Annotated in this window: 20 protein-coding genes; 10 read left to right on the top strand and 10 right to left on the bottom strand. The window is 45.3% G+C overall.

All coding sequences use genetic code 11. The features are described 5' to 3' along the window. The first annotated feature begins 31 nt into the window (after positions 1 to 31). On the top strand, positions 32 to 1330 hold the full coding sequence (phoR, locus tag ATB76_RS24145; RefSeq protein ID WP_038869530.1) for a phosphate regulon sensor histidine kinase PhoR: 1299 nt from the start codon (positions 32 to 34) through the stop codon (positions 1328 to 1330). Beyond that, positions 1330 to 2295, top strand: coding sequence for a phosphate ABC transporter substrate-binding protein PstS family protein (locus ATB76_RS24140; RefSeq protein WP_038878370.1), 966 nt, complete (start codon positions 1330 to 1332; stop codon positions 2293 to 2295). The genes phoR and ATB76_RS24140 overlap by 1 nt, the downstream gene beginning before the upstream one ends. 34 nt (positions 2296 to 2329) lie before the next feature. Here ATB76_RS24140 and ppx read toward each other — a convergent pair whose 3' ends face one another. Both ppx and ppk1 read right to left on the bottom strand, forming a co-directional pair. Continuing rightward, on the bottom strand, positions 2330 to 3835 hold the full coding sequence (gene ppx / locus ATB76_RS24135; protein ID WP_038869534.1) for an exopolyphosphatase: 1506 nt from the start codon (positions 3833 to 3835) through the stop codon (positions 2330 to 2332). Beyond that, the gene (gene ppk1, locus ATB76_RS24130) at positions 3819 to 5909 is read right to left on the bottom strand and encodes a polyphosphate kinase 1 (RefSeq protein ID WP_042603100.1); all 2091 of its coding nucleotides are present in this window, start codon (positions 5907 to 5909) and stop codon (positions 3819 to 3821) included. The genes ppx and ppk1 overlap by 17 nt, the downstream gene beginning before the upstream one ends. Positions 5910 to 6117: 208 nt before the next feature. Here ppk1 and ATB76_RS24125 point away from each other — a divergent pair, with 208 nt between their 5' ends. The 4 genes from ATB76_RS24125 to phoU are packed head-to-tail and all read left to right on the top strand — an operon-like array spanning position 6118 to position 11574. Continuing rightward, positions 6118 to 8322 (top strand): ABC transporter permease subunit, encoded by a 2205-nt coding sequence (locus tag ATB76_RS24125; RefSeq protein ID WP_061036222.1) that lies wholly within the window; start codon positions 6118 to 6120, stop codon positions 8320 to 8322. Between the two features lie 27 nt (positions 8323 to 8349). Then, positions 8350 to 10023, top strand: coding sequence for a phosphate ABC transporter permease PstA (gene pstA / locus ATB76_RS24120; RefSeq protein ID WP_042606306.1), 1674 nt, complete (start codon positions 8350 to 8352; stop codon positions 10021 to 10023). Positions 10024 to 10025: 2 nt separating this feature from the next. Next, positions 10026 to 10844, top strand: coding sequence for a phosphate ABC transporter ATP-binding protein PstB (gene pstB / locus ATB76_RS24115; protein ID WP_005424834.1), 819 nt, complete (start codon positions 10026 to 10028; stop codon positions 10842 to 10844). A gap of 31 nt (positions 10845 to 10875) precedes the next feature. Beyond that, positions 10876 to 11574: a phosphate signaling complex protein PhoU gene (gene phoU / locus ATB76_RS24110; protein ID WP_038869541.1), complete on the top strand. Its 699-nt coding sequence runs from the start codon at positions 10876 to 10878 to the stop codon at positions 11572 to 11574. Positions 11575 to 11577: 3 nt separating this feature from the next. On the opposite strand, the gene ATB76_RS24105 is transcribed toward phoU, so the two are convergent. The 6 genes from ATB76_RS24105 to ATB76_RS24080 all read right to left on the bottom strand — a co-directional run bounded on the left by ATB76_RS24105 (position 11578) and on the right by ATB76_RS24080 (position 16315). Then, complete coding sequence (locus ATB76_RS24105; RefSeq protein ID WP_061036221.1) at positions 11578 to 12057, bottom strand: hypothetical protein; 480 nt, start codon at positions 12055 to 12057, stop codon at positions 11578 to 11580. Positions 12058 to 12110: 53 nt separating this feature from the next. Further along, a complete protein-coding gene (locus ATB76_RS24100) occupies positions 12111 to 12749 on the bottom strand; it encodes a YadA C-terminal domain-containing protein (protein WP_042603096.1) in 639 nt (212 codons plus the stop codon). Positions 12750 to 12902: 153 nt separating this feature from the next. Continuing rightward, positions 12903 to 13835: a LysR family transcriptional regulator gene (locus ATB76_RS24095; protein ID WP_042603095.1), complete on the bottom strand. Its 933-nt coding sequence runs from the start codon at positions 13833 to 13835 to the stop codon at positions 12903 to 12905. A gap of 9 nt (positions 13836 to 13844) precedes the next feature. Next, positions 13845 to 14621: a polyphosphate kinase 2 gene (gene ppk2 / locus ATB76_RS24090; RefSeq protein WP_038878390.1), complete on the bottom strand. Its 777-nt coding sequence runs from the start codon at positions 14619 to 14621 to the stop codon at positions 13845 to 13847. Between the two features lie 66 nt (positions 14622 to 14687). Next, positions 14688 to 15431 (bottom strand): copper homeostasis protein CutC, encoded by a 744-nt coding sequence (locus ATB76_RS24085; RefSeq protein WP_042603094.1) that lies wholly within the window; start codon positions 15429 to 15431, stop codon positions 14688 to 14690. A 275-nt stretch (positions 15432 to 15706) separates the two neighbouring features. Continuing rightward, the gene (locus ATB76_RS24080) at positions 15707 to 16315 is read right to left on the bottom strand and encodes a peroxiredoxin C (protein ID WP_005424820.1); all 609 of its coding nucleotides are present in this window, start codon (positions 16313 to 16315) and stop codon (positions 15707 to 15709) included. A gap of 199 nt (positions 16316 to 16514) precedes the next feature. On the opposite strand from ATB76_RS24080, the gene ATB76_RS24075 reads away from it, so the two are divergent. The 3 genes from ATB76_RS24075 to aceA all read left to right on the top strand — a co-directional run bounded on the left by ATB76_RS24075 (position 16515) and on the right by aceA (position 21136). Further along, entirely contained in the window at positions 16515 to 17420 is a 906-nt protein-coding gene (locus tag ATB76_RS24075; protein ID WP_005424789.1) for a hydrogen peroxide-inducible genes activator, read from the top strand. Between the two features lie 606 nt (positions 17421 to 18026). Continuing rightward, positions 18027 to 19655: a malate synthase A gene (aceB, locus tag ATB76_RS24070; RefSeq protein WP_061036220.1), complete on the top strand. Its 1629-nt coding sequence runs from the start codon at positions 18027 to 18029 to the stop codon at positions 19653 to 19655. A gap of 167 nt (positions 19656 to 19822) precedes the next feature. Continuing rightward, positions 19823 to 21136 (top strand): isocitrate lyase, encoded by a 1314-nt coding sequence (aceA, locus tag ATB76_RS24065; RefSeq protein ID WP_038878398.1) that lies wholly within the window; start codon positions 19823 to 19825, stop codon positions 21134 to 21136. 108 nt (positions 21137 to 21244) lie between these two features. On the opposite strand, the gene ATB76_RS24060 is transcribed toward aceA, so the two are convergent. Next, on the bottom strand, positions 21245 to 21691 hold the full coding sequence (locus ATB76_RS24060; protein WP_095760575.1) for a CBS domain-containing protein: 447 nt from the start codon (positions 21689 to 21691) through the stop codon (positions 21245 to 21247). 234 nt (positions 21692 to 21925) lie between these two features. Then, on the bottom strand, positions 21926 to 22147 hold the full coding sequence (locus ATB76_RS24055; protein ID WP_061036219.1) for a hypothetical protein: 222 nt from the start codon (positions 22145 to 22147) through the stop codon (positions 21926 to 21928). Positions 22148 to 22408: 261 nt separating this feature from the next. Here ATB76_RS24055 and ATB76_RS24050 point away from each other — a divergent pair, with 261 nt between their 5' ends. Then, entirely contained in the window at positions 22409 to 23575 is a 1167-nt protein-coding gene (locus ATB76_RS24050; RefSeq protein ID WP_061036218.1) for a trypsin-like serine protease, read from the top strand.

Below are 23575 nucleotides of genomic sequence, written 5' to 3'. Positions count from 1 at the left end.
CAGCTTATCAATACCATTTCTGGAGTAATGAGTGGTTGAAAGATTAACTTGGAAAAAGCTGGCCTGGGAGCTGGCTTTTTTTTACACCCCTTGGGTGATCATAGGATGGATATTCGGTTATATGCCGTGGTTGCTTCTGGCGGCCACGGCTTTGCAGCTTGTCTGGCATCTGCATAATCAGGTTCGCTTATCGGCTTGGTTATGGGATGAAAAGCGTCTGACTCCACCATCAGGTAGTGGTAACTGGGAATCTTTGTTTAACGGTTTATACCGCTTACAACAACGTCAGCGTCGAAAACGTAAAGAGCTCACCAATTTAATTCGCCGTTTCCGTAATGGTGCTGAATCGCTGCCGGATGCGGTAGTGGTTTTTCGTGCTGAAGGCAATATTGTGTGGTGTAACAAGCTTGCGCAGCACCTTTTAGGATTCCACTGGCCAGAAGATTCTGGACAACCTATTTCTAATCTCATCCGTACTCCTGATTTTATCAAGTACATCAACAAGCAAGATTTCTCTGAGCCGCTAGAAATGCGCTCGCCGCTCAACGTCGAACGTATGTTGGAATTGCGTATCGTGCCTTACACCGAAGGCGAACATTTGATGGTGGTACGTGATGTGAGCCAGCTTAAACAGCTTGAAGGTATGCGCCGTAACTTTTTCGCTAACGTATCTCATGAACTGCGTACCCCTATGACGGTACTGCAAGGCTATTTAGAGATGACGGAAGATCCAGACATGATCGTTGGTCCAATGTGGAGTAAAGCACATGGTGTAATGACCGAGCAGCTAAATCGAATGAACAGTTTGGTGAACCAGTTATTAACGCTGTCTAAGATCGAAGCGGCGCCAATGCATGAGCTAGAAGACGTTGTGAACGTACCAAGTATGTTAGAAGTGCTTGAGAAAGAAGCGATCAGTTTGAGTGGTGATGATAAGCACCAGTTGACTTTCGATGTTGATTCTAGCTTACGTGTCCTTGGTGATGATGACCAGTTACGCAGTGCTATCTCCAACTTGGTTTACAACGCGGTGAAGTACACCCCTCCAGGTGCTCACGTTAATGTCCGTTGGTATCAAACCGCACAAGGTGCTTGTCTAGAGGTTGAAGACAGCGGTGATGGTATTGAGCCACAACACTTACATCGATTGACCGAACGTTTCTATCGCGTGGATAAAGCACGCTCTCGTGATACGGGGGGCAGTGGTCTCGGTTTGGCCATCGTGAAGCACGCATTGAGCCACCATGACTCTCACCTCGAAATCTACAGTGAAGTTGGTGTCGGCAGTAAGTTCTCTTTCATCCTACCAAGTCGTTTGGTGGTGAAGTAATGAGTGTCGTATCCAAAGCTATTAAGAAAATCACTCTAGCCATGTTGGTGCTCTCCAGCGTGGCATTTGCACAAGATCAACCGTTGCCGAATTATCAAAAGACGACGGGTATTGCGGGTAACTTATTGTCTGTCGGCTCAGATACGTTAGCAGGCATGACCACGCTTTGGGTAGAAGAGTTTAAATCTATTTACCCGAACATTAATGCTCAGGTTCAGGCGTCTGGTTCATCGACTGCGCCACCGGCGTTAACGGAACAAACGGCGCAATTCGGTCCAATGAGTCGTTCAATGCGTATGCGTGAGATCGAAGCATTTGAGCGTGTACATGGTTACAAGCCAACGGCACTTCGTGTTGCAATTGATGCGATTGGCATCTTCGTTCATCAAGACAACCCAATCAAAGGGCTTAATTTTCATCAGTTGGATGCGATGTTCTCGGCGACATTGCGCTGCGGTGAAAGTGAGTTCATCACCAACTGGCGTGAGTTAGGCATCAAAGCCGAGTGGGCGAAACGTAACTTGCAGCTGTTTGGTCGTAACTCAGTATCGGGTACGTACGGTTATTTTAAAAGCAATGCCTTGTGTGGCGGTGATTTTAAAACTCGTGTGAACGAGCAACCGGGATCTGCATCAGTGGTGCAGTCTGTTGCATCTACGATTAGTGGTGTAGGTTATTCAGGTGTAGGTTATCGCGTGGCGGGTGTTCGTTTAGTCCCAATTGCGAAAACAGGCACCGATTACGTTAGCCCTGTGCGTGAAAATATCATCTCAGGTAAGTACCCACTATCACGTTACCTCTATGTATACGTGAATAAACATCCTGATTACCCGCTAAGCCCAATTGAAGCTGAGTTCATTCGCTTTATGTTCTCTGCCCAAGGGCAAGCGCTGGTTGCGAAAGATGGTTATGTTCCGATTACTGCCGATTTCGCTGCAGAGGAATTAAAAAAGGTCGGTTTATAAGCCGACCTTTTTCTTTATCTCATTGAGTTCGTGGTTAGAAGTTCAATGCCCATCCTGCGCTTTCCCAGCGTTGCTGTTCTTCCTGCAAATCTGCATCGAGCAGCTTGTTGTTCTCCAACCAATCTTCTTCTACGCAGGTAAGTACCCACTTATCTTCTTGTATCGATAGTGTCAGCTCAGGCAGCGGATCATCATTGCGTTGACCGTTGACCACAATGGCTAGACGCAGAACCTTAATTAAGTTGATGATGTCACTCTCTTTGTAGAGATTGAACTCTGGGAACTCATTAAGCTTGAGGGATTTACGTTGGAAGCGAGCTAAAGTCGCCAATACCAATTGCTGTTCGCGGTTAAAGCCGGGTAAGTTGGAGTGCAGCAGAATGTAGAATGAGTGACGATGGAAACCGCGCAGACTGATGCTCAAGCCGACTTCATGCAGCAAAGCAGCCCATTCTAGTAAATCAAACAGCTCACTCTTCTTCTTGATACCAAGTTCAGAACGAACATTGCACAGCATCTCTCTTGCATGACCTTTTACGCGCGCTGCGTGTTCGATATCAACGCGATGTTGTTTTGCTAGATTTTCTGTGGTGCGCATACGAATATCAGAACGGGCGAAGCGTTCTTCCATCTCGTAAAGCAGACCTTCACGTAATGCGCCATCCGAGAAGAACATCTGGTTGATTTTTAGTGATTGGAAGATGGCAGACAAAATGGCTACACCAGCGGCAAAGACTGGCTTGCGTTCATCGGTCAGACCAACAAGCTCGATATCATCAATGGACTCAAATTCGCACAATGTGTCGATGAGCTTACCCAAACGCTTGTTGGTGATCAGCCCATCTTCATGACCCAATCCAATCAAGACTTCGCGAATCGCTTTAATAGTACCTGAAGAGCCGAGGGCAATATCCCAGCCTTTCTTGCGGTATTTTGCAGCAATGGACTCCATGCGTTGCTCTGCGGCGAGAATCGCTTTGCTGAAGTTCTTCCGCGACAGTTTGCCGTTATTGAAGAACTGCTCGGTAAAGCTTACACAACCCATTTGCTTGCTGTTCAGAAGCTCTGGGTCAAACTCTTGACCAATGATCATCTCAGTACTGCCGCCACCGATGTCGACGACCAGTTTGGAGTTAGATTCCGCTTGAGTATGTGCGACGCCGAGATAGATGAGGCGAGCTTCTTCTTCGCCCGGAATAATTTCAATTGGAAAAGGCAGCACCTCTTTGGCTCGTTGGATAAAGAGATGGGCGTTGTTAGCACGCCTTAAAGTGTGAGTGGCTGCAATTCTTACGTTTGAAGCTTCAAAGCCTTGCAAGCGTTCGGCGAACATCGCGAGGCACTCAAGACCTCGTTCCATTGCTGCATGGCTAAGATTGAGCTCTGAATCGAGTCCGGCAGCTAACCGTACGCGTTGTTTATGGCGACTGACAAGTTGAAGATCACTACCGACAACTTTCGCTACCACCATATGGAAACTGTTTGACCCGAGGTCAATTGCAGCGATATGGCGTACATCTTGTTCAAGTATTTGAGGCATCGGTTTTTTGTTTTCTTATTTGCTTCTCTATATTTTTAAGATAGTCGTAGATGGCAACTTGTGAGCGAACTTTTTTACGATTACCTCGCGGTACGTAGCTGTTACTCATCTCTTTATCTATCAGGCGAGCTTTTACTGTATCGGTAAAGTGAATGTTAGTTATATCAATAATCCTCTGTTTCAAACGTGGATCACGGACGGGGGCTGCAACTTCAATTCGATGATCGATATTTCGAGTCATCCAGTCCGCTGAGGAGATGTACACCTGTGGTTCGCCGTCATTGTGAGTAATTACAACGCGAGGATGCTCTAGGAAGCGATCGACGATACTGATGATCTGAATGTTCTCGCTCACCCCTTCAATGCCTGGGACCAATGAGCACATACCACGAATGATCATCTTGATTTTTACTCCAGCATTACTCGCGCCGTAGAGTTTATTGACGATGCCTTTATCGACGAGGTTATTGACCTTGATGGTCAGTGCTGCTTTTTTTCCTGATTTGGCATTGGCAATTTCGTTGTCAATTAAGCGATATAATTGTGTTCGTGAGTTTCGTGGAGAGACAATCAAATGATTGAACTTCACCGGACGGTATGGATTTTCGATATAGCCAAATACATTTCGTACCTCATCGGTGAGTTCTTGATCGGCGGTCAGCAAGGTAAGGTCCGTGTACACTTGTGCTGTTTTCTCGTGAAAGTTCCCAGTACCAATGTGAGCGTAGCGAACAATCTCTCCGTCTTCACGACGGCTTATTAGCAGTAACTTGGAGTGAATCTTAAGACCAGGGGCGCCGAAGACGACATGTACACCAGCCTCCGTTAGTATTTTGGACCACTCGATATTCGCTTCTTCATCGAAGCGAGCTTGCAGCTCCACAACAACGGTGACTCCCTTGCCATTATGTACAGCATCGATCAACGAGTTCATCAAACGCGAGTCTTTGGCGACGCGGTAGATGTTGATCTTGATGCTTAGGACTTTAGGATCGAACGAGGCTTGTCGAACCAATTCCGAAATATGATCAAAGGTATGATAAGGGTAGTGCAGCAGTATATCGTTGGCTTTGATGGCTTCAAAACTGTTTGCATAGCCCTCAAAGTCTGCACACTTCATTGGCGGCATCGGTTTGTTTTCTAAATAATCTCGGCCAACATTAGGAAAACCAATAAAGTCTTTGAAATTATGATAGCGCCCACCAGGGATGAGGTTGTCGTAATTAGAAATCTGTAGTTTTTTGCATAAAAAATCGAGCATCTTTTGCGGCATATCTCGCTCATATACAAAGCGTACAGGTAAGGCGGTAAGACGTTGATTCACCCCTTCAGACATTTGTTCAAGCAGGCTAAACTCAACCTCGTAACGCAAGTCGTACTCAGCATCACGGGTCATTTTCATCGCATAGCCGTTAAGAGCATCGTATTCGAAAAAGCCTTTAAAAAGTTCATCAAGGCAATAGCGAATAATATTGTCGAGTAAAATGATCGTTTTACGTCGCTTGCCTTTTTTTTCAGGCAACATAACAAAGCGAGGTAAGTGATCGGTTGGGATCTCAATTAAAGCGTATTGGGATTGATCGCCTTTTTGCAGATCGACCGTAATGTAAGCGTATTCGTCTTTAAGAAACTGCAGAACATCAATATCTTCTTTAATAAGAAGAGGGGTAATGTGCGGCATGACTTCTTTACGAAAATACTTGGTTACCCAACGTTTTTGTGTGTCATCTAATTGGTGCTCATTAACTAAAAAAATCCGACGTCGTGCCATTTCACGTATTAATTCACTGTATAATTCATCGAATTGTTCGTTTAGCTTCAACGCTTTGGTTTGCATCTTTGTTAACAAGTGCTTAGAGTTGTCGCTTCCACCGCGTTCTTGGCTGATCAAGATCCGACGTTTTACATCCGCAAAGCGTACTTTATAGAATTCATCTAAGTTATTGGAAAATATCCCGAGAAATCGAATTCGTTCAATGAGAGGGACGGTTTTGTCGGCAGCTTCTTGTAGTACTCGTTCGTTGAAAGATAACCAACTAAGTTCTTTTTCTATATAGAGTTTTTCTGCGCTCATAACCTTACCTAGCCTAAAAAAGAGTGAATCCGCACTCATCGAGGGATAAAAGAGGAGTGTGAACATTATGAGTTTTTCATTACAGATTTATTTCATACTACGGCATGCATAAGAGTTGTATTCTTTTCAGTTGTTTAATGTGATCTGTAATATAATTGTCATCTTAACGACATATTCTAGTACTAAGTCAAAAAGGGTAGAGAGATCAATGGCACAAGCCGAGTTTTCATTGCAGGAAAAAGATAAGAAGCGATTGATCAAAGATCGTTTAGTTCGATTTGCAGTGACATCCGGTGGTGTAGGCGTGTTAGCCGCCCTTGTTTTGATCTTTGTTTACCTTGCAATGGTGATCATCCCTCTGTTTTCTGATGCAGAGATCGAAACCAATTATGCCTCTAGAGCAACCCAAAGTGGGAAACCTCTCGCAATTTCAGTCGATGACTATTCTCAAATTGGACTAGTGTTAACCCAGTCGGGGGAGGTTCGTTTCTTATCGCTGGATCACCCGAGTAAGCCAGCTTTATACACACAGCAAATGGCTCGCAACCCTGTTGCGTTTGCTCAATCTGCCCCTGGTTTAGGTTGGTATGGATTAGTTGATGAAAATGGTTTCGCTCACCTTTTTAAGCCAGAATTTAATGCGACACTAAGAGAAAATACCCGTCCACCGGAGGTCATTCCTTTTCATTCTGGCATGGATATGCAGCTAACAAATGCCAGCGATCCGGTAACACAGTTTGTTTTTAGTGCTTCGACCCAAACCCCAACGTTAGTATGGCAGACTCAGACAGGAGTGCTTAAAGCTCGCTGGCAAGAGCCACAGCTATTAGACGCACCACCGATCACCATTGATTACACTTTTTCATCAGGTTTTGATTCGCCCGAACAAATGTTACTAACACCTGACGGAAAGAACTTGTACCTGCGTAATGGCTCCGAGCTGATTGTGTTAGTGAAAGGAGAAGGTAAGTTCTCTGTGCGTGAGGTCATCGATCTTACTCAAGGTGATACTAAACATTCGGTGAGAACCATTGACTTATTAGCTGGCGCTTATTCCATCTTGGTTACTCATAACGATGGTCACGTTTCTCAATGGTTTGATACCCTACAAGGTGATCAACGCACCTTGACGCACATTCGTGAATTCAAGTTGGCATCGGAGCTTAAGTACTTGTTGCCGGATTCCCACCGTAAAGGTTTTTACAGCTTCTACACTAACGGTACGTTGCAGAGCCATTACACCACCAGCGAGAAACTGGTGCTGTTTAAGCGTGCATACAAGCAGGCACCTGTGATGGCGGGAATGTCGAATAACGAGCGTTATCTAATTACTTGGCAAAATGACGAGTTAAATGTGGCGTTCGTTGATAACCCATACCCAGAAGTATCGTTGTCATCTTTATGGCAAAAAGTGTGGTATGAAGGTTACCCTGAGCCAGAGTTTGTATGGCAATCGACCTCGGCCAGTGATGATTTCGAAGCGAAATTCAGCTTGGTTCCTATTGCGTTTGGGACCATTAAAGCGGCGATGTTCGCGATGTTATTCTCGGTACCTTTGGCGGTACTAGGAGCGATTTATACGGCTTATTTTATGTCGCCTCGAATGCGTCGTGTGGTAAAGCCTTCAATTGAGTTAATGGAAGCTTTGCCGACGGTTATCATTGGTTTCCTTGCCGGGCTTTGGTTCGCTCCGATTGTGGAAGACCACCTGATTACCGTTGTGGTGATGCTGTTTGTTTTGCCTCTGAGCACCATGGTGATGGGCGGACTATGGGCGCTGATCCCACAACCAATACGTAACCGCCTGCCAAACGGATGGCATGCTTTGGTGTTAATGCCTTTGATTTTACTGTTGATTGGTTTAGGTGTGTGGGTATCGCCAATGCTTGAGCAAGCCTTCTTTGGTGGTGACATGCGTTTGTTCCTGACTGATCATGGTATTGGCTTTGACCAACGCAACGCGCTGGTGGTTGGTTTAGCGATGGGCTTTGCGGTTATCCCTACGATTTTTACCATTGCAGAAGATGCAATTTTCTCAGTGCCGAAGCACCTATCGGATGGCTCATTAGCTCTGGGAGCCACGCCATGGCAAACCTTGATTTATGTCGTCCTGCTGACAGCCAGTCCGGGGATTTTCTCGGCAATCATGATGGGGCTTGGTCGCGCTGTGGGGGAAACCATGATTGTGTTAATGGCGACGGGCAATACACCATTAATGGATTGGAACGTGCTAGAAGGCTTACGTAGCTTGTCTGCAACCATTGCGGTTGAATTGCCAGAGTCGGAAGTGGGCAGTTCTCACTACCGATTATTGTTCCTATCAGCATTAATTTTGTTTGTCTTCACCTTTGCGGTGAATGCATTGGCGGAATGGGTTCGTCAAAGGCTGAGAGATAAATATCGTGCGTTGTAATCAGTTAATGAAAGAGCGAGTAATAGCGTGTTAAATTGGATTCGTTCTGGCGCACCTTGGATATGGTTAACTGGGGGAGCGGTAAGCATCAGCTTGCTTTCTGTCCTTGGTTTATTGCTGTTGATTGGTTGGAAGGGACTCACATACTTCTGGCCCGCGCCACTTTATCAATGGAATGTTGCTGCGCTGACTCCTGTGCAGGGCGAAGTGTTGCATGAAAACTCGACTCTTGTTGGTCAAGTTTACGAGCGCAGTTTTGTACCAAGAAGTTACCTACCAGAAGATGCGGCGAATAAACTCGAGGATGATGAAGAATTCGCGACGCGCTTAAACATCAAAATTGCTAACCGTGAATTGTATCCATCAGATTTTATTTCTGTGCTGAAAATACAGTTGGATGATCCGACGACGCCGAGTGAATGGGCGGTGATCGAACGCAGCAGTGGTGGCTACTTCTTCGGTAAATTTGTAGCCTTCCAAGACGGAAAAAAACGCTACGAAAACAACATCCAAACGCTTTTGGATCAGAAGCTCGATGATGCAGAAACCTTACATCATGAAATTGATATGTTGGTGGATGATCAAGTAAAAGACTTGGGGTGGCAGTTAGAGCAGCTTCGCTTAGATAAACGCAAGCACGAGCTCAACGACACCATCACGGACGAGTTTTTGGTGAACAATAGCCAACGAAAAGCCGAAATTGAAGCGGAACTCGCGAAGCTAGATACTCAGCTTGATGGGTTACGTTTAGGCTTCTCTGATTATTCTCTCATTGTCGAAGACATGACTGGAACTCAGGTTGCGATTCCGTTAGAAGATATTTTGGACTACTGGTATCCAAACCAAATGTCATTGCCTGAGAAGGTTGCCCATTGGGGGAAACAGGTTTGGAAGTTCTTATCCGAAGACCCTCGCGAATCGAACTCTGAAGGTGGTGTTTTTCCGGCAATTTTCGGTACGGTTTTCTTGGTTATCATCATGTCTATCATCGTGATGCCATTGGGCGTAGTTGCGGCGATTTACTTACATGAGTATGCCAAGAACAATGCTCTTACTCGCGTGATTCGTATTGCAGTTATTAATCTTGCTGGTGTTCCTTCGATCGTTTACGGCGTGTTTGGTTTAGGCTTTTTTGTTTACACTATTGGCGCCTCTATCGATAACCTGTTTTACGCCGAGCGATTACCTGCTCCAACCTTTGGCACGCCTGGCTTATTGTGGTCAGCACTGACTCTGGCTGTCTTGACGTTACCGGTGGTGATTGTCACCACGGAAGAGGGCTTAACCCGTATTCCTAGCTCTGTTCGTCATGGTTCGTTGGCGTTGGGCGCAACGCAGTTCGAAACGTTGTGGCGTGTGGTATTGCCTATGGCAACCCCTGCGATCATTACAGGTTTAATTCTCGCAATTGCCCGAGCTGCGGGGGAAGTGGCGCCATTGATGCTGGTAGGCGTTGTGAAGTTAGCTTCTAGCTTGCCAGTGGATGGGCAATTCCCTTATGTGCACTTGGACAGAAAGTTTATGCACCTAGGCTTCCACATTTACGATGTTGGCTTCCAGACTTCGAATATCGAAGCTGCGCGTCCGCTGGTTTACGCGACTTCTTTCTTACTCGTGACGGTTATTGTCGGACTAAACTTAACAGCAATCAGCATTCGTAATAATCTGCGAGAGAAATACAGAACTTTAGGACAAGATTAAGCATGTTTAACTTTGATAATACATTGGGTTACGAGCCACCATTGGATGTGCATAACCTGACGGATGAACAAACGGCTATCTCGATTGAGAACCTTAATCTTTTCTATGGTCAGGCTCAGGCGCTGCATGATATCTCCATGCGTATTCCGAAAGGGCGCGTAACGGCGTTCATCGGCCCGTCAGGTTGTGGAAAATCCACACTGCTGCGCTGTATCAACCGAATGAACGACTTAGTTGAAGGTTGTAAAGTGACGGGTAAAGTACGTCTGCATGGTAAGAACGTCTACAACCCAAGTGTGGATGTCGCCACGCTGCGTCGCCGAGTTGGCATGGTATTCCAGCGCCCAAACCCATTCCCTAAGTCGATTTACGAAAACGTGGTTTATGGCCTTCGTCTGCAAGGTGTGAAGAACAGTCGCATGTTGGATGATGCGGTCGAGCGTTCACTACGCTCTGCGGCATTATGGGACGAAGTAAAAGACCGTCTGCATGAAAACGCATTTGGACTTTCTGGCGGCCAACAACAGCGTTTGGTGATTGCTCGTGCCGTCGCTATCGAACCTGAAGTTCTATTATTGGATGAACCGACATCGGCATTGGACCCAATATCAACTTTAACTATTGAAGAGCTTATCAATGAGCTCAAGACTCAATATACTGTGGTTATCGTTACCCATAACATGCAACAAGCGGCGCGTGTCAGTGATCACACTGCATTTATCCATATGGGTAAGTTGATTGAATACTCGGATGCGGATTCGATCTTCACTTCTCCAATGAAGAAACAAACCGAAGATTACATCACCGGTCGTTACGGTTAAGTTACGATCTCTTAAGGATTAAAGGAAAGCCATGCACTTTGGACGTCACATCTCAGGACAATTTAACGTAGAGCTAGAATCGATTCGTACCCATGTACTTACCATGGGCGGCTTGGTAGAACAGCAACTCTCGTATGCTATTCAAGCCTTGCATAAGGAAGATATCGAGCTGGCGCGTAAAGTTGTGCGTGATGATCATAAAGTGAACGCGATGGAAGTGTCTATTGATGATGCTTGTACCCGTATCATTGCCAAGCGTCAGCCAACTGCAAAAGACTTACGTTTGATCATGGCGATTATTAAGACCATCACCGATCTTGAACGTATTGGTGATGTTGCGACGCGCATTGCTTATGTCGCAATTGAAAGCCCATCATCGCAAGAACGTCAGTTTCATGTATCGTTAGAGCCACTATGTCGTCAAGCGATCCAGATGCTACACCAAGTATTAGATGCATTTGCGCGTATGGACGTAGAAGCCGCAGCAGAAGTGCATAAGCTCGATGATAAGTTGGATGCGGAATACGAAGCGGTGATTCGTCAGTTGATGACATACATGATGGAAGACCCGAAAAATATTCCGCATATCCTGCAAGTGATGTGGTCGGCACGTGCCATTGAGCGTGTGGGCGATCGTTGTCAAAACATCTGTGAATACATCATTTATTTCGTGAAAGGCAAAGACGTACGTCACCTTGGTGATCAAAGCATCGATGACGTACTGAAGTAAGTCTTAAAGGCGCAGGCCAAAGCCCAGAGAAAAGTTAATTGCCGTATCAGTAAAGGTGTGGGTTTTATCGTTCATGAAAACGTCTAAATCCGCCCCTGCTCTTACCGACAATATTGGGTTAACTTGGTATACGTAAGCGCCACCAATACTCAATCCGTTCGCATCTCTTCGTTCATTGCGATACGTTCCATCGTACTGCGCTAATCCTAAGCTCGCTTGAAATCCCATCTGTGGTTGATGACCAAATAAGTGTTGAAAGCCAATATGGTAGGCGTCAATGGTTTCATCATAATTACCGCTCTTATAAGTAATCTGAGAGTAATCAAAATACAGCGCATCAAAGCCCGCAATATCGGTTGTCCCCAGTTGGATACCAGCCCCTCGAAATGAGCCAATCTTAACTTCTGGAGAGACATAAATACCTGAAGCTTGGACGCTAATAGGAGCGAGAATAAGGGCAGCGAGAAAGAATTTGCGTTTCATAGAGTTACCTAAATAAAAGCCTTCCTTGGCTATGGACTTATTGAGTGCAGTTTTTATCTAAAGCTAATTTGGACACCAACGCCGCCAGCAACGTCAGAGGAGGAGTACTTACCCGATGATTCGTAGTGGAAGGTACCTGATAAACTAACTTGGTCTGTTAGACCGTAAGCACCGCCAACCGCGACCGCTTCTTTGCTACCTGAGAAGCCAACACCTGCACCGATAGCCAGTTCACCACTTGTCGCGTAAGGTCGAGCATTAGTGACAGCGTGTAAGCTTGCTCGGATTCCGTCCATTTGTTCTGCTTGTTGGTTTAAGCGGTAGCTGTATTCTGCAGCCAAGCCTTCTAAGTGGTTTAGACGGTCATCCGTTGGATTATTTTCGATAGGGTTTGATGGCAGCTGTGGCGTTGGGCGATCCGGAACATGAGGAACGCCATTATCTACTTCTGGAAGCGTTGGATGTTCAGGTGCCGCTTCAATTGGTGGTGTTGGCGGTAAATCTGGGCGTGGACGATCTGGCACACCAGGAACACCGTTATCAACTTCTGGTAGAAGAGGTTGCTCTGGCACACCTTGAATTGGGTTGGTTGGAATGCCTGGATTTGGGCGATCTGGGATAACAGCTGCAATTGAGCTGAAAGAAGCAAGAAGGGCACTAGCGGCAGTAAGCTTTACAAGTTTATATGTCATGTCTGAACTCTCAATAAGTAAACGAGGAACAGCATCCTTACTGTAAGCAATCGCTCTTTCTAAATTCCCTTTGAAGCAGGGCTATCTTATTGAGAAGTATATTTTATGACTAAGTAGGTCTAATTATTTTGGTGATAATAATTTCTTATCAGACTAAGGCTTGTTAGCTTGTATTGTTAAACCTTGTTGGATAAGGCCAACGAGCCAACTGACGAGTGGATTATTGCGGTTTCTCACATGCATATGAGCGTGAATAGACTTCATTTGTGGTTGACCATCAATCGTGACGTCAACGGCTCTTAATCCCGGAAATTGCTCAACCGGAAGTAAATTGGAGTGAGGTAAATACATGTCGGTGTGTTTGACGACATCAAGTATTGCAGAGACCATTTCTGAGCGAAATCCAATGCTGTGTTTAACGCCCATTTCGGTTAGAAGTTCAGATGCATAGCTAAATTTGTCGTTCCACCCTGGAGAAATTAAAGAAGCAATTGGGTAACCGCCAAGATCATGTGGTTCAACATGAGGTTGGGTGATTGGGTGATCTTCGCGGACAAAAATACGCCCTTTCAAATCCAGTAGCTTCGGCGTGTAGATCTCTTTGTTGGTTAGAAGTAATTCGTAGTTTACGCCCATCAGGGTTTCACCCTTTAAGATCTCATCCACAGTACTGTTTGACCAACCGACCAGTTCAAGTTGGGCGTTAGGGGCTAATATTCTAATTTGTTCGAAGAGGAAACCGGGCAAGCAAGTCATTGTAATTGGCGCAAGCGCAATACGTATTTTGTTGTCCACTTCGATAGGATCAAACTGATGGGAGCGATTAACTGCGTCAGCTAAACCATCGAGGTGCGGCGTAATATCGTTGGCGAGAGATTCGGCGAAAGGTGTCGGTTCAAGACCTGTTTTTACTTTCACAAAAAGTTCGTCATCAAAGTGATGACGCAGTTTTTGTAATGCTTGGCTGATTGCTGGCTGCGAGACCAATAGACGTTGTGACGCTTTACGCATGTTTCGCTCTTGCATCAAAATCATAAAGGTTTTGAGTAAGTTCAGATCAAGGGTATGAAACAAGTCTTTCGCCATGGTGTCTCTCTAGTATTTATCAGGGACAAAGGTTTGATCGTCGATAGGGGCACGAACATAACCTTCTTTACTCAGCTCTGGTAATTCGATAACGGGATGCTCAAGTTCTTCGTACTCGACTTGGCTGAGTAAATGACTGATACAGTTCAGCCGAGCTTTCTTTTTATCATCAGAAGGGACCACCCACCAAGGACAGTTTTTCGTGTCTGTGTAGGCAAACATCTTATCTTTTGCTTCTGAATATTCTGCCCAGCGGTTACGTGATTCCAAATCCATCGGGCTGAACTTCCAACGTTTGATAGGGGTATTGATACGTTCTAAGAAACGCTTTTCTTGCTCTTCATCGGAGACTGAAAACCAGTACTTAATTAAGATGATGCCAGAGCGTTGCAACATGCGCTCGAATTCAGGGCAGGAACGAAGGAATTCCTCATATTGGTCGGGAGTACAAAAGCCCATGACTTTCTCTACACCGGCACGGTTGTACCAACTGCGGTCAAACAACACGATTTCTCCGGCAGCAGGCAAGTGTGCTACATAGCGCTGGAAGTACCATTGTGTTTTTTCTTTTTCTGTTGGGGCGGGAAGGGCTGCGATACGGCAGACTCGAGGGTTGAGTTTTTCAGTGATGCGTTTGATGGTGCCACCTTTGCCAGCGGCGTCGCGTCCTTCAAACAGTACCACGACTTTAAGCCCTTTGTGTTTGACCCACTCTTGGAGCTTAACTAATTCAATTTGCAGATGTTCTAGTGCTTCTTCGTATTCCTTTTTCTTCAGTTTCGCCATGTTTCCTCCCGTCCTTAGTTATCAATATGTTAGCACTCAATAACCAAAGACGGGATTTGAAAGCGCTTAATTGAGAGCTGTTACCATGTTCGCGATAGCTTCAGTGTTAGTGACTGGAATCGAAAAGTCATTCACATCGGCAGCGCCCATTTTGCTTTGCTCGGCAATAAAGGTCATGTGGCTCGGGCGAGTTGTCTTACCAGATAAATGCACTTCAGTGACTTTGGCTTGTTCCACGATCTGGCCAACATTGTCTGCATTGACACCGGCGCCCGCCATGATCGCAATACGTCCCTGCGCTTGCTCAACCAAAGCTCTAAGCACATCGATCCCTTGTGGTGCTGAAGGCGCAAGTCCCGAAGTCAAAATGCGTTCACAGCCTAAGCTGATCACTTCTTCTAACGCTTTTTCAGCATCGCGACACTGGTCAAAGGCACGGTGGAAAGTCACGCCCAATCCGAGAGCTTGGGCAAATTCACACAACGCTGTCGCGTAAGGCATATGAATGTCGCCGTCTTGAGTGAGCACGCCGAGCACGACACCATTCAAGCCTGCTTGTTTAGCGGCTTCAATATCCCAACGCATCATTTCGATTTCTTCCTCACTGTAGAAGAAGTCGCCTTGGCGAGGGCGAATCATCGCGTAAACCGGAATAGTAGAGCGTTTAGCGGCTTGCTGCATAAAGCCATAGCTTGGGGTTAAGCCACCCAAAGCAAGTGAAGAGCAGAGTTCGATGCGGGTTGCACCACCGGCAATCGCGTTGTGGAGAGATTCAATGTTATCAATACAGACTTCAAGTTGAGTGTTCACGAGGTTGTCCTGAATTATTGTAATTACAGCAAATACTAGCAGGACGAAAGAGGAGAATCTTTATAGAGAGGCAGGGAAATAGAGGTAAACTTTTTGCACGCGGTTTACCTCTTTTGCTTTTCAAAAATACAGATAAAAAGAAAGCCCAGAGCGAACTCTGGGCTTTTTTATGACTTTACTTAGACTGATTGGCGTTTGCGGTTTTCCCGCTATAGCTTTTTGCTTTATATATACATCCAACCAACACGCCCATTGAGCTTGGGCGGCAGTGTCTATTACTTGCTTAGGTCGTCTGCGTGCTCAGATAGGAACGCTGCAACACCTTTTGGAGATGCGTCCATACCTGCTTTACCTTCTTCCCATTGTGCAGGACATACTTCGCCGTGCTTCTGGTGGAAGTTAAGAGCATCAACCATGCGTAGCATTTCGTCGATGTTACGACCTAGAGGTAGATCGTTAACTACTTGGTGACGTACAAGACCGTCTTCGTCGATTAGGAAAGAACCACGGAAAGCAACGCCTGCTTCTGGGTGCTCTACATCGTACGCTTTACAGATTTCGTGCTTAACGTCAGCAACTAGAGGGTATTTAACTTGACCGATACCGCCATCTTCGATAGCAGTGTTACGCCATGCGTTATGAGAGAACTGAGAATCGATAGAAACACCGATTACTTCAACACCTTTAGCTTGGAAATCAGCTAGACGGTTGTCGAATGCGATTAGTTCAGATGGGCAAACGAACGTGAAATCTAGTGGGTAGAAGAATACTACTGCTTTCTTACCTTTAGTGAATTCTGCAAAGTTGAAGTTTTCAACGATTTCACCGTTACCTAGAACAGCTGCTGCAGTAAAGTCAGGGGCTTGACGACCTACTAGTACCATTTTTTTGCTCCTAAAAATTTTGTTTGCTCCAAACCTACATTCAGTTATTTAGGTTTGGTCCGTGTTTGTGCGAGACAAACTATAGTACAGATTGTAGTATTGAAAAAAGCGAAATAAATAGATTGAGTTCATCGAAAAAAGCGATAACACCAAAACTATTATCTCGATCACTGGAACAGCAATAGATACAAATAGAATTATGAATAAATGGCCTAGCTTGAAGCAGTTACACTATTTGGTCACTCTGCACGAAACTCGACATTTTAGTGATGCTGCTGAGCGTTGTTTTGTTAGTCAATCCACCTTAAGTAAAGGCATCCAAAACCTTGAAGAGTTGATTGGTTGTCCACTTTACGAAAAGAAAGATAAAAAAAGCCCATTAGTCTTCACTCAAGCTGGTGAAATGGTGGTGCAGCAAGGTCGAGAATTGCTCGCCAAAGGGCAAGATCTTGTTGAACTGGGTCGCTTATGCCAAGGCGATGATATGGAAGGGCAGCTTAAAGTCGGTTGTATTCCGACCATAGCACCTTTCTTATTGTGCGATCTTGTTCAAGAGGTGAACTACCGCTTCCCGCAATTAAATCTTCTATTAAGAGAAGACACCACGACTAACTTGCTGCAAGCGCTTCGCCACGGTGAGTTGGACGTATTGATTCTGGCTCTGCCTGTAGAGATAGAAGGAATGGAAAGTCGTGTAGTCGGTCAAGATCCATTTCGCATGGTGATCAGCGCCAATCAAGCGGATTCTGTTCCTGTACCGATCCGTTATGCAGACTTGCCAGATGAATCCGTCTTCTTATTAGAGAAAGAGCACTGTCTTACAGAGCACGCGGTTTCAGCATGTAAGCTAACGGACAAAGAGAAGATCAACCCATTCACCGCAACCAGTCTTCATACATTGGTGCAAATGGTGGCGAATGGTCTGGGCACCACGTTTATCCCGCAAATGGCGATTGATCATGGTTTGCTACACAACCAGAACTTAGTGGTGATCGACCCTCCAGGTCAGCAAGCATATCGCGATATTGGTTTGGTTTGGCGTCCGAGCTCGTCACGATCAAACACTTTCAATCAATTGGCAGAAGTCGTCTCTGAACTGCTTTAGCGATTAGTATTAGCCTGCTACTCCCGATCTAATATCAAAAAGCGCACTAGAAATAGTGCGCTTTTTAGCATTTTATTCTGTACGTGAACTTTGACTTGTAAAATTTTACAGATGAACTTTCATGAAGCTTTCATAAAATAGTGAAATTTCACAATGTTAATTTTACACAACTGCCTGCGTAACGCGTTTAAGTCGCGTTTAATTTCCTCTTCCTAGCCCTTGTGAATACAAGGATTTTTCTCCTGCCTCACTATTCATACGCTTGTTTGAATTCAAAAATAACCTGTAAATTTAATGTAATTTAATTACGTAATAACTTACAAATTGAACTCAAAAATCAAACACTTGTTTGATACCGAATAAAACTTTGAATTTAACGTTTTGTTTACTTGAGGGGTTTCGCTGAAACCTTTGTTGGGTTAGCTTAATTAAAGGCTTGTAAGACTTATGTCTAGATTGAAAAAGCAATTCAGGTTGCGCAAGGTATAGACACAACGAAGCGAAGTGAACACCAAATCGAAGGATGTAATTTGTTGTTCATAAATTACAAATGTAGCTTTAGGCTGACTGCCCAAGATGGATAAAGCACGTTAAGGATGAATGATTATGCTTGCTCAGACAGAACAAAAAACACAACAACTAAAGCAAACCCAAGGCATGCTTGAGGTGAATGGAGTCGTTGCTCCTGAACATCAAGCAATTTTCCCTGTTGAAGCCCAAACCTTTTTATCTCTACTGTGTGAAAAATTTGCCGGACGTGTTGAACAGTTGCTGGAAGCACGAGAAGGAAAGCAAGCACGCATCGACGCTGGTGAACTGCCAGACTTTCTACCAGAGACACAAGACATTCGTGAAGGAAGCTGGAAGATCCTCGGAATCCCGCAAGATCTGCAAGATCGCCGAGTGGAGATTACAGGACCAACTGATCGCAAAATGGTGATTAACGCACTGAATGCGAATGTAAAAGTGTTCATGGCTGACTTCGAAGATTCGATGTCCCCTGCGTGGAGTAAAGTTCTGGATGGTCAAATTAACTTGCGCGATGCTGTTAATGGCACCATCAGTTACACCAATCCTGACAATGGCAAGCACTATCAGCTGGCAGAAGACCCAGCGGTGTTGATCTGCCGTGTTCGCGGACTGCATCTAAAAGAAAAACACGTAACGTGGCACGGTCAGATCATTCCAGGTGCGCTATTCGATTTCGCTCTGTACTTCTACAACAACTACAAAGCGCTACTGAAAAAGGGAAGCGGTCCTTACTTCTACATTCCAAAACTGCAATCGCATCATGAAGCGAAGTGGTGGAGCGAAGTGTTCCATTTCACCGAAGAGTATTTCGGTTTGGATACAGGCACCATCAAAGCGACTGTACTGATTGAAACCTTACCAGCCGTATTCGAAATGGATGAGATTCTGTTCTCACTGAAAGAGCATATCGTTGGTTTGAACTGTGGTCGCTGGGATTACATCTTTAGCTACATCAAAACACTGAAAAACCACCCAGATCGCGTACTTCCGGATCGCCAAGTGGTGACCATGGATAAGCCATTCCTCAACGCTTACTCAAGATTGTTGGTGCGAACTTGTCATAAACGTGGCGCATTTGCGATGGGCGGCATGGCAGCCTTTATTCCGGCTAAAGACCCACAAGAAAACCAAAAAGTACTGGATAAGATCCACAACGATAAATCGCTAGAAGCTAACAACGGTCACGACGGAACTTGGGTTGCTCACCCGGGGTTGGCAGACACCGCAATGGAAGTGTTCAGTGCCACACTGGGGCAGCGCACCAACCAATTGGATGTGAACCGCTCAGAAGACGCACCAATCACCGCCGCAGATCTGCTTGAACCGTGCGAAGGTGAACGTTCAGAAGAGGGCATGCGCCATAACATCCGCGTTGCGCTGCAATACATCGAAGCTTGGATCTCTGGCAACGGTTGTGTGCCGATTTACGGACTGATGGAAGACGCAGCAACGGCTGAAATCTCACGTGCTTCTATCTGGCAATGGATTCAACACGGTAAGTCGCTCGACAACGGATTGAAGGTCACTAAAGAGCTGTTCGAACTCTACCTGAAAGAAGAAATTGAAGTCGTGAAACAAGAAATTGGCGAGCAGCGCTACCAAGCTGGTCGATTTGAAGAAGCGGCAGATTTGATGGCTAGGCTCACCACAAGCGATGAACTGACCAACTTTTTAACCATTCCAGGTTATGACTACTTGGATTAACCCAAAGATTTTAAACACTCAATTTATCTAACTAATACATGTTTATTTAACTAATACGTGTTTGTTTAACGACTACGTGAAAGATTCGAGGCAGATAAGGATGTACTGCCTGAGAACGGAAAACTCAACGCACATGCACAAGTGCACATTATAAGAGGGATAGACCAATGACTAACTTAACTCGCCGCCAACAAATTGAAGCTCTGGAAAAAGATTGGGCAACCAACCCACGCTGGAAAAACGTAAAACGCACCTACACTGCGGAAGAAGTAGTAACACTGCGTGGTTCTATGGTACCTGCGAACACGATTGCACAACGTGGTGCTGACAAACTTTGGTCACTGGTCAACGGTAGCTCAAAGAAAGGCTATGTTAACTGCCTTGGTGCACTAACGGGGGGGCAAGCCGTACAGCAAGCGAAAGCAGGTATCGAAGCGATTTACCTATCTGGCTGGCAGGTAGCGGCAGATAATAATACTGCGTCTACGATGTACCCAGACCAATCTCTGTATCCAGTAGATTCTGTTCCTTCGGTCGTTAAACGCATCAATAATTCGTTCCGTCGTGCAGACCAAATTCAATGGACAGCAGGTAAATCGCCAGAAGATGAAGGCGGCATTGATTACTTCCTACCAATCGTCGCGGATGCAGAAGCAGGCTTTGGTGGTGTACTTAACGCTTACGAGCTAATGAAATCGATGATCGACGCAGGTGCGGCAGGTGTTCACTTTGAAGACCAATTAGCATCAGTGAAAAAATGTGGTCACATGGGCGGTAAAGTATTGGTTCCAACTCAAGAAGCGGTGCAAAAACTGGTAGCAGCTCGCCTAGCCGCGGATGTTGCTGGCACAACAACACTGGTTATTGCGCGTACCGATGCAAACGCAGCCGACTTGCTAACGTCTGATTGCGACCCATATGATAAAGACTTTATTCAAGGAGAGCGCACTCCAGAAGGTTTCTACCGTGTTCGTGCGGGTATCGACCAAGCTATCTCTCGTGGCCTAGCTTACGCACCATATGCGGATCTAATCTGGTGTGAGACGGCAACGCCATGTTTAGAAGAAGCTCGTAAGTTTGCAGAAGCGATTCATGCCGAGTACCCAGACCAACTATTGGCATACAACTGTTCGCCTTCATTCAACTGGGAGAAAAACCTAGATGCAGAAACCATTGCTAAGTTCCAACAAGAACTGGCGAATATGGGCTACAAGTACCAGTTCATCACGCTAGCAGGTATTCACAACATGTGGTTCAACATGTTCGAACTGGCACACGCTTACGCACAAGGCGAAGGCATGCGTCATTACGTTGAGAAAGTTCAGCGTCCTGAGTTTGAAGCGGCAGAAAAAGGCTATACGTTCGTAGCGCACCAGCAAGAGGTAGGTACGGGATACTTTGACAGAATGACCAATACTATCCAAGGCGGGCAATCTTCAGTGACAGCACTGACAGGGTCTACCGAAGAAGACCAATTCTAACAAGCATAGAGTCTATAATTACTACGTTAGTAATGACATCTTGAGCGGCGAATTAGCCGCTCTTTTTTTGCTTTTTATTTGTTATGAGTGCAATAAGCTCTGCTCAAACTATTCTGTTTCTAGCTCTTCAGGTTCAACTTCTTCCTGAAGCTCTAGTAGGTTGATTGCGATGGAAACAAAGTCTGTGTCGGTGATAATTCCGACTAAGTGACCTTTAGTTACCACAGGCAAACAGCCTACTTTGTGTTTTTGCATATAGATAGCACTTTGCTTTAATCCAGCTCTTGGTTCTGCTGTCATGATGTTGGTGTGCATCATTTCATAAAGCGGGGTGTCGAGGGTAAAAGATTGTTCAGCCTCATCTGGGTGTAAACAGGATTCTTGTGCAGCAAGAATATCGCGTTGAGTCACCAAGCCTTGTAAGTGTTTATTGGCATCAACAACCGGAATATGTCGAATATCAAGCGCTTCCATCATGCTTTTTGCGTCACGTAATGTGTGCTCACGCAGCAAGGTATGAGGGTTGCGAGTCATCATGTCTTCAACCTTGATCATAGAGACCTCCAGCGGCATTGTCCTTCCTTTAAATATAGAGAATATTTTTCCGTATATCTGGGAGCTGCCTCGTTTTTCACTAATAAAATAAAACGATTAGATGGAGATCAATCAGAGGTGAGAATGTACTGGAGTTTTCCATAATCCCAGCTACTCATTTGGGGCGATGTTAGGATGTAAGCGCTATCATAAATAACCAAAGCTAAGGCGTTGAAACCTTAGCTTTGGTTACTCTTAACGTTGCTTAAAATGCACACAGATAAGACCATAAGCTTTCGCGTCCACACATCGGCCGATATAGCTTTTATTAGGAAGGTTGACCGCACATAAACGAGGGACCTGCTTTAAGTCACATGCTTGTTGCATTGTGGTGATCTTCTGGTGGTTAGAGTTTGCGAGTGTACCGGAAGAAAACACGAGTACGGCGGCACTTAACGCCATAGTTAACATCTTCATACTTACCTCAATCAATGTTCAAAGAGCAAATGCTCACCTTCACTATAGTTCAAAGAAATTACTACTGATTGGTTTGTTAATTATTGCTGTTTTACCGTTGAAAAACTCAATGCGAGTCAGTTTGCATTTTTCACTGATAAGGTATGTGGTCAGAATGTAATCTAATGAGTTGAATCGCACATTTTTACTTGCTTGATTCTCCAAGATAAGCCTGTGGAAGAAGATATGCTCAGGCTTACCAGATTGAAGATTACAACCTAAATGAAACGAACGAAATGCAACAAGATCATTGCTTTGGCAGTGGCGGCATTCAGTGTGCAATCCGCTCAAGCGATTGTGTTAGGAGATGAGCAAACCGACCCGGTTGATCGTGTGACTTTACGCGCAAGTAACATGGCAGAGTTTCCGCTGTGTGGCGGTACCATGCTGACGGAACAATGGGTATTAACTGCGGCACACTGTGTGGTGATGGGGCAGGGAACCAACGAAGCGAGCTATTATGTGACCCCTCCGGGTGAACTGTCCGTGAATGCCAATGTGTATGATCTAAATACTGCAGGGCTTGATAACTTCTATCCAGTTTCACATGTGGTAGTGCATCCGGATTACACGCGTATATCTAAAGCGGATATCGACAGTAGCGGCAACGTCAAACCCATCCAAACGGGTTTAGATTCTGATATTGCATTGTTGTATCTCACTCGTCCGGTCGCGAATGCAAGATTTGCGGACTTAGCAAACAAAACTGAGATGGAGAATATTGGAGCGCGTCTGGCTGCAGATTGGAACGACAATTATCTAACCAATCAGCGTGTGGAAAACGTGCAAGTATTTGGTTGGGGAACTACTCAACCTGATGCGTCTGAATCCTCAGATACACTTAAAACCACCATTAGCACCTTTTTACCCATCGACAAATGTTATGAGCGCTTAGAAATTGGCAGCAGCTTTCCGGGCATCATTGATTCACGTGAGAATTTAACCAAAATATGTACTTTGCCAACTCGGAATGAAGTGCTGGACTCAGAGAGTAATACCCAATATGGCAATTCTGCATGTAAAGGTGACAGTGGTGGTCCACTCATCGATGTCGCAACGGGGAAGCAGATCGGTATTGTAAGCGGTGCTCCTCTTATTCTTCCGACATGTGGTTCACTTACTATCCCAAGTTTCTACACCAAAGTGAGCCAATATCATGATTGGGTACAGTCTTACATTACCGCTGACGCCCCCCCAAACAGTTACATCATTGAACCCAACTTTATTAAAGAGGCCAATGATGACAATGGGGGAGAAGAAGAGTGTCACGATGGTATTGCGACCAACAACTGTGATTTTAGAGGCTCTGAAGACGATGGTGGTAGCTTAGGAATTTGGTGGCTGAGTGTTTTAGCCTCATTTACATGGTTGCGCCGACGTAAAGTATAA

The organism is Vibrio sp. MOR3, assembly GCF_001557775.1.
Taxonomy (GTDB): domain Bacteria; phylum Pseudomonadota; class Gammaproteobacteria; order Enterobacterales; family Vibrionaceae; genus Vibrio; species Vibrio jasicida.
Note: the sequence above shows the minus strand (reverse complement) of the source record. Positions and strands in the feature narration are given on the sequence as shown.

What these genes read in the sequence shown, in the direction of transcription:
- ATB76_RS24140 (WP_038878370.1), top strand. Translation starts at nt 1,330, where the DNA reads ATGAGTGTCGTATCCAAAGCTATTAAGAAAATCACTCTAGCCATGTTG.
- ppx (WP_038869534.1), bottom strand. Translation starts at nt 3,835, where the DNA reads ATGCCTCAAATACTTGAACAAGATGTACGCCATATCGCTGCAATTGAC.
- ppk1 (WP_042603100.1), bottom strand. Translation starts at nt 5,909, where the DNA reads ATGAGCGCAGAAAAACTCTATATAGAAAAAGAACTTAGTTGGTTATCT.
- ATB76_RS24125 (WP_061036222.1), top strand. Translation starts at nt 6,118, where the DNA reads ATGGCACAAGCCGAGTTTTCATTGCAGGAAAAAGATAAGAAGCGATTG.
- pstB (WP_005424834.1), top strand. Translation starts at nt 10,026, where the DNA reads ATGTTTAACTTTGATAATACATTGGGTTACGAGCCACCATTGGATGTG.
- phoU (WP_038869541.1), top strand. Translation starts at nt 10,876, where the DNA reads ATGCACTTTGGACGTCACATCTCAGGACAATTTAACGTAGAGCTAGAA.
- ATB76_RS24105 (WP_061036221.1), bottom strand. Translation starts at nt 12,057, where the DNA reads ATGAAACGCAAATTCTTTCTCGCTGCCCTTATTCTCGCTCCTATTAGC.
- ATB76_RS24100 (WP_042603096.1), bottom strand. Translation starts at nt 12,749, where the DNA reads ATGACATATAAACTTGTAAAGCTTACTGCCGCTAGTGCCCTTCTTGCT.
- ATB76_RS24095 (WP_042603095.1), bottom strand. Translation starts at nt 13,835, where the DNA reads ATGGCGAAAGACTTGTTTCATACCCTTGATCTGAACTTACTCAAAACC.
- ppk2 (WP_038878390.1), bottom strand. Translation starts at nt 14,621, where the DNA reads ATGGCGAAACTGAAGAAAAAGGAATACGAAGAAGCACTAGAACATCTG.
- ATB76_RS24080 (WP_005424820.1), bottom strand. Translation starts at nt 16,315, where the DNA reads ATGGTACTAGTAGGTCGTCAAGCCCCTGACTTTACTGCAGCAGCTGTT.
- ATB76_RS24075 (WP_005424789.1), top strand. Translation starts at nt 16,515, where the DNA reads ATGAATAAATGGCCTAGCTTGAAGCAGTTACACTATTTGGTCACTCTG.
- aceB (WP_061036220.1), top strand. Translation starts at nt 18,027, where the DNA reads ATGCTTGCTCAGACAGAACAAAAAACACAACAACTAAAGCAAACCCAA.
- aceA (WP_038878398.1), top strand. Translation starts at nt 19,823, where the DNA reads ATGACTAACTTAACTCGCCGCCAACAAATTGAAGCTCTGGAAAAAGAT.
- ATB76_RS24060 (WP_095760575.1), bottom strand. Translation starts at nt 21,691, where the DNA reads ATGATCAAGGTTGAAGACATGATGACTCGCAACCCTCATACCTTGCTG.
- ATB76_RS24055 (WP_061036219.1), bottom strand. Translation starts at nt 22,147, where the DNA reads ATGAAGATGTTAACTATGGCGTTAAGTGCCGCCGTACTCGTGTTTTCT.
- ATB76_RS24050 (WP_061036218.1), top strand. Translation starts at nt 22,409, where the DNA reads ATGAAACGAACGAAATGCAACAAGATCATTGCTTTGGCAGTGGCGGCA.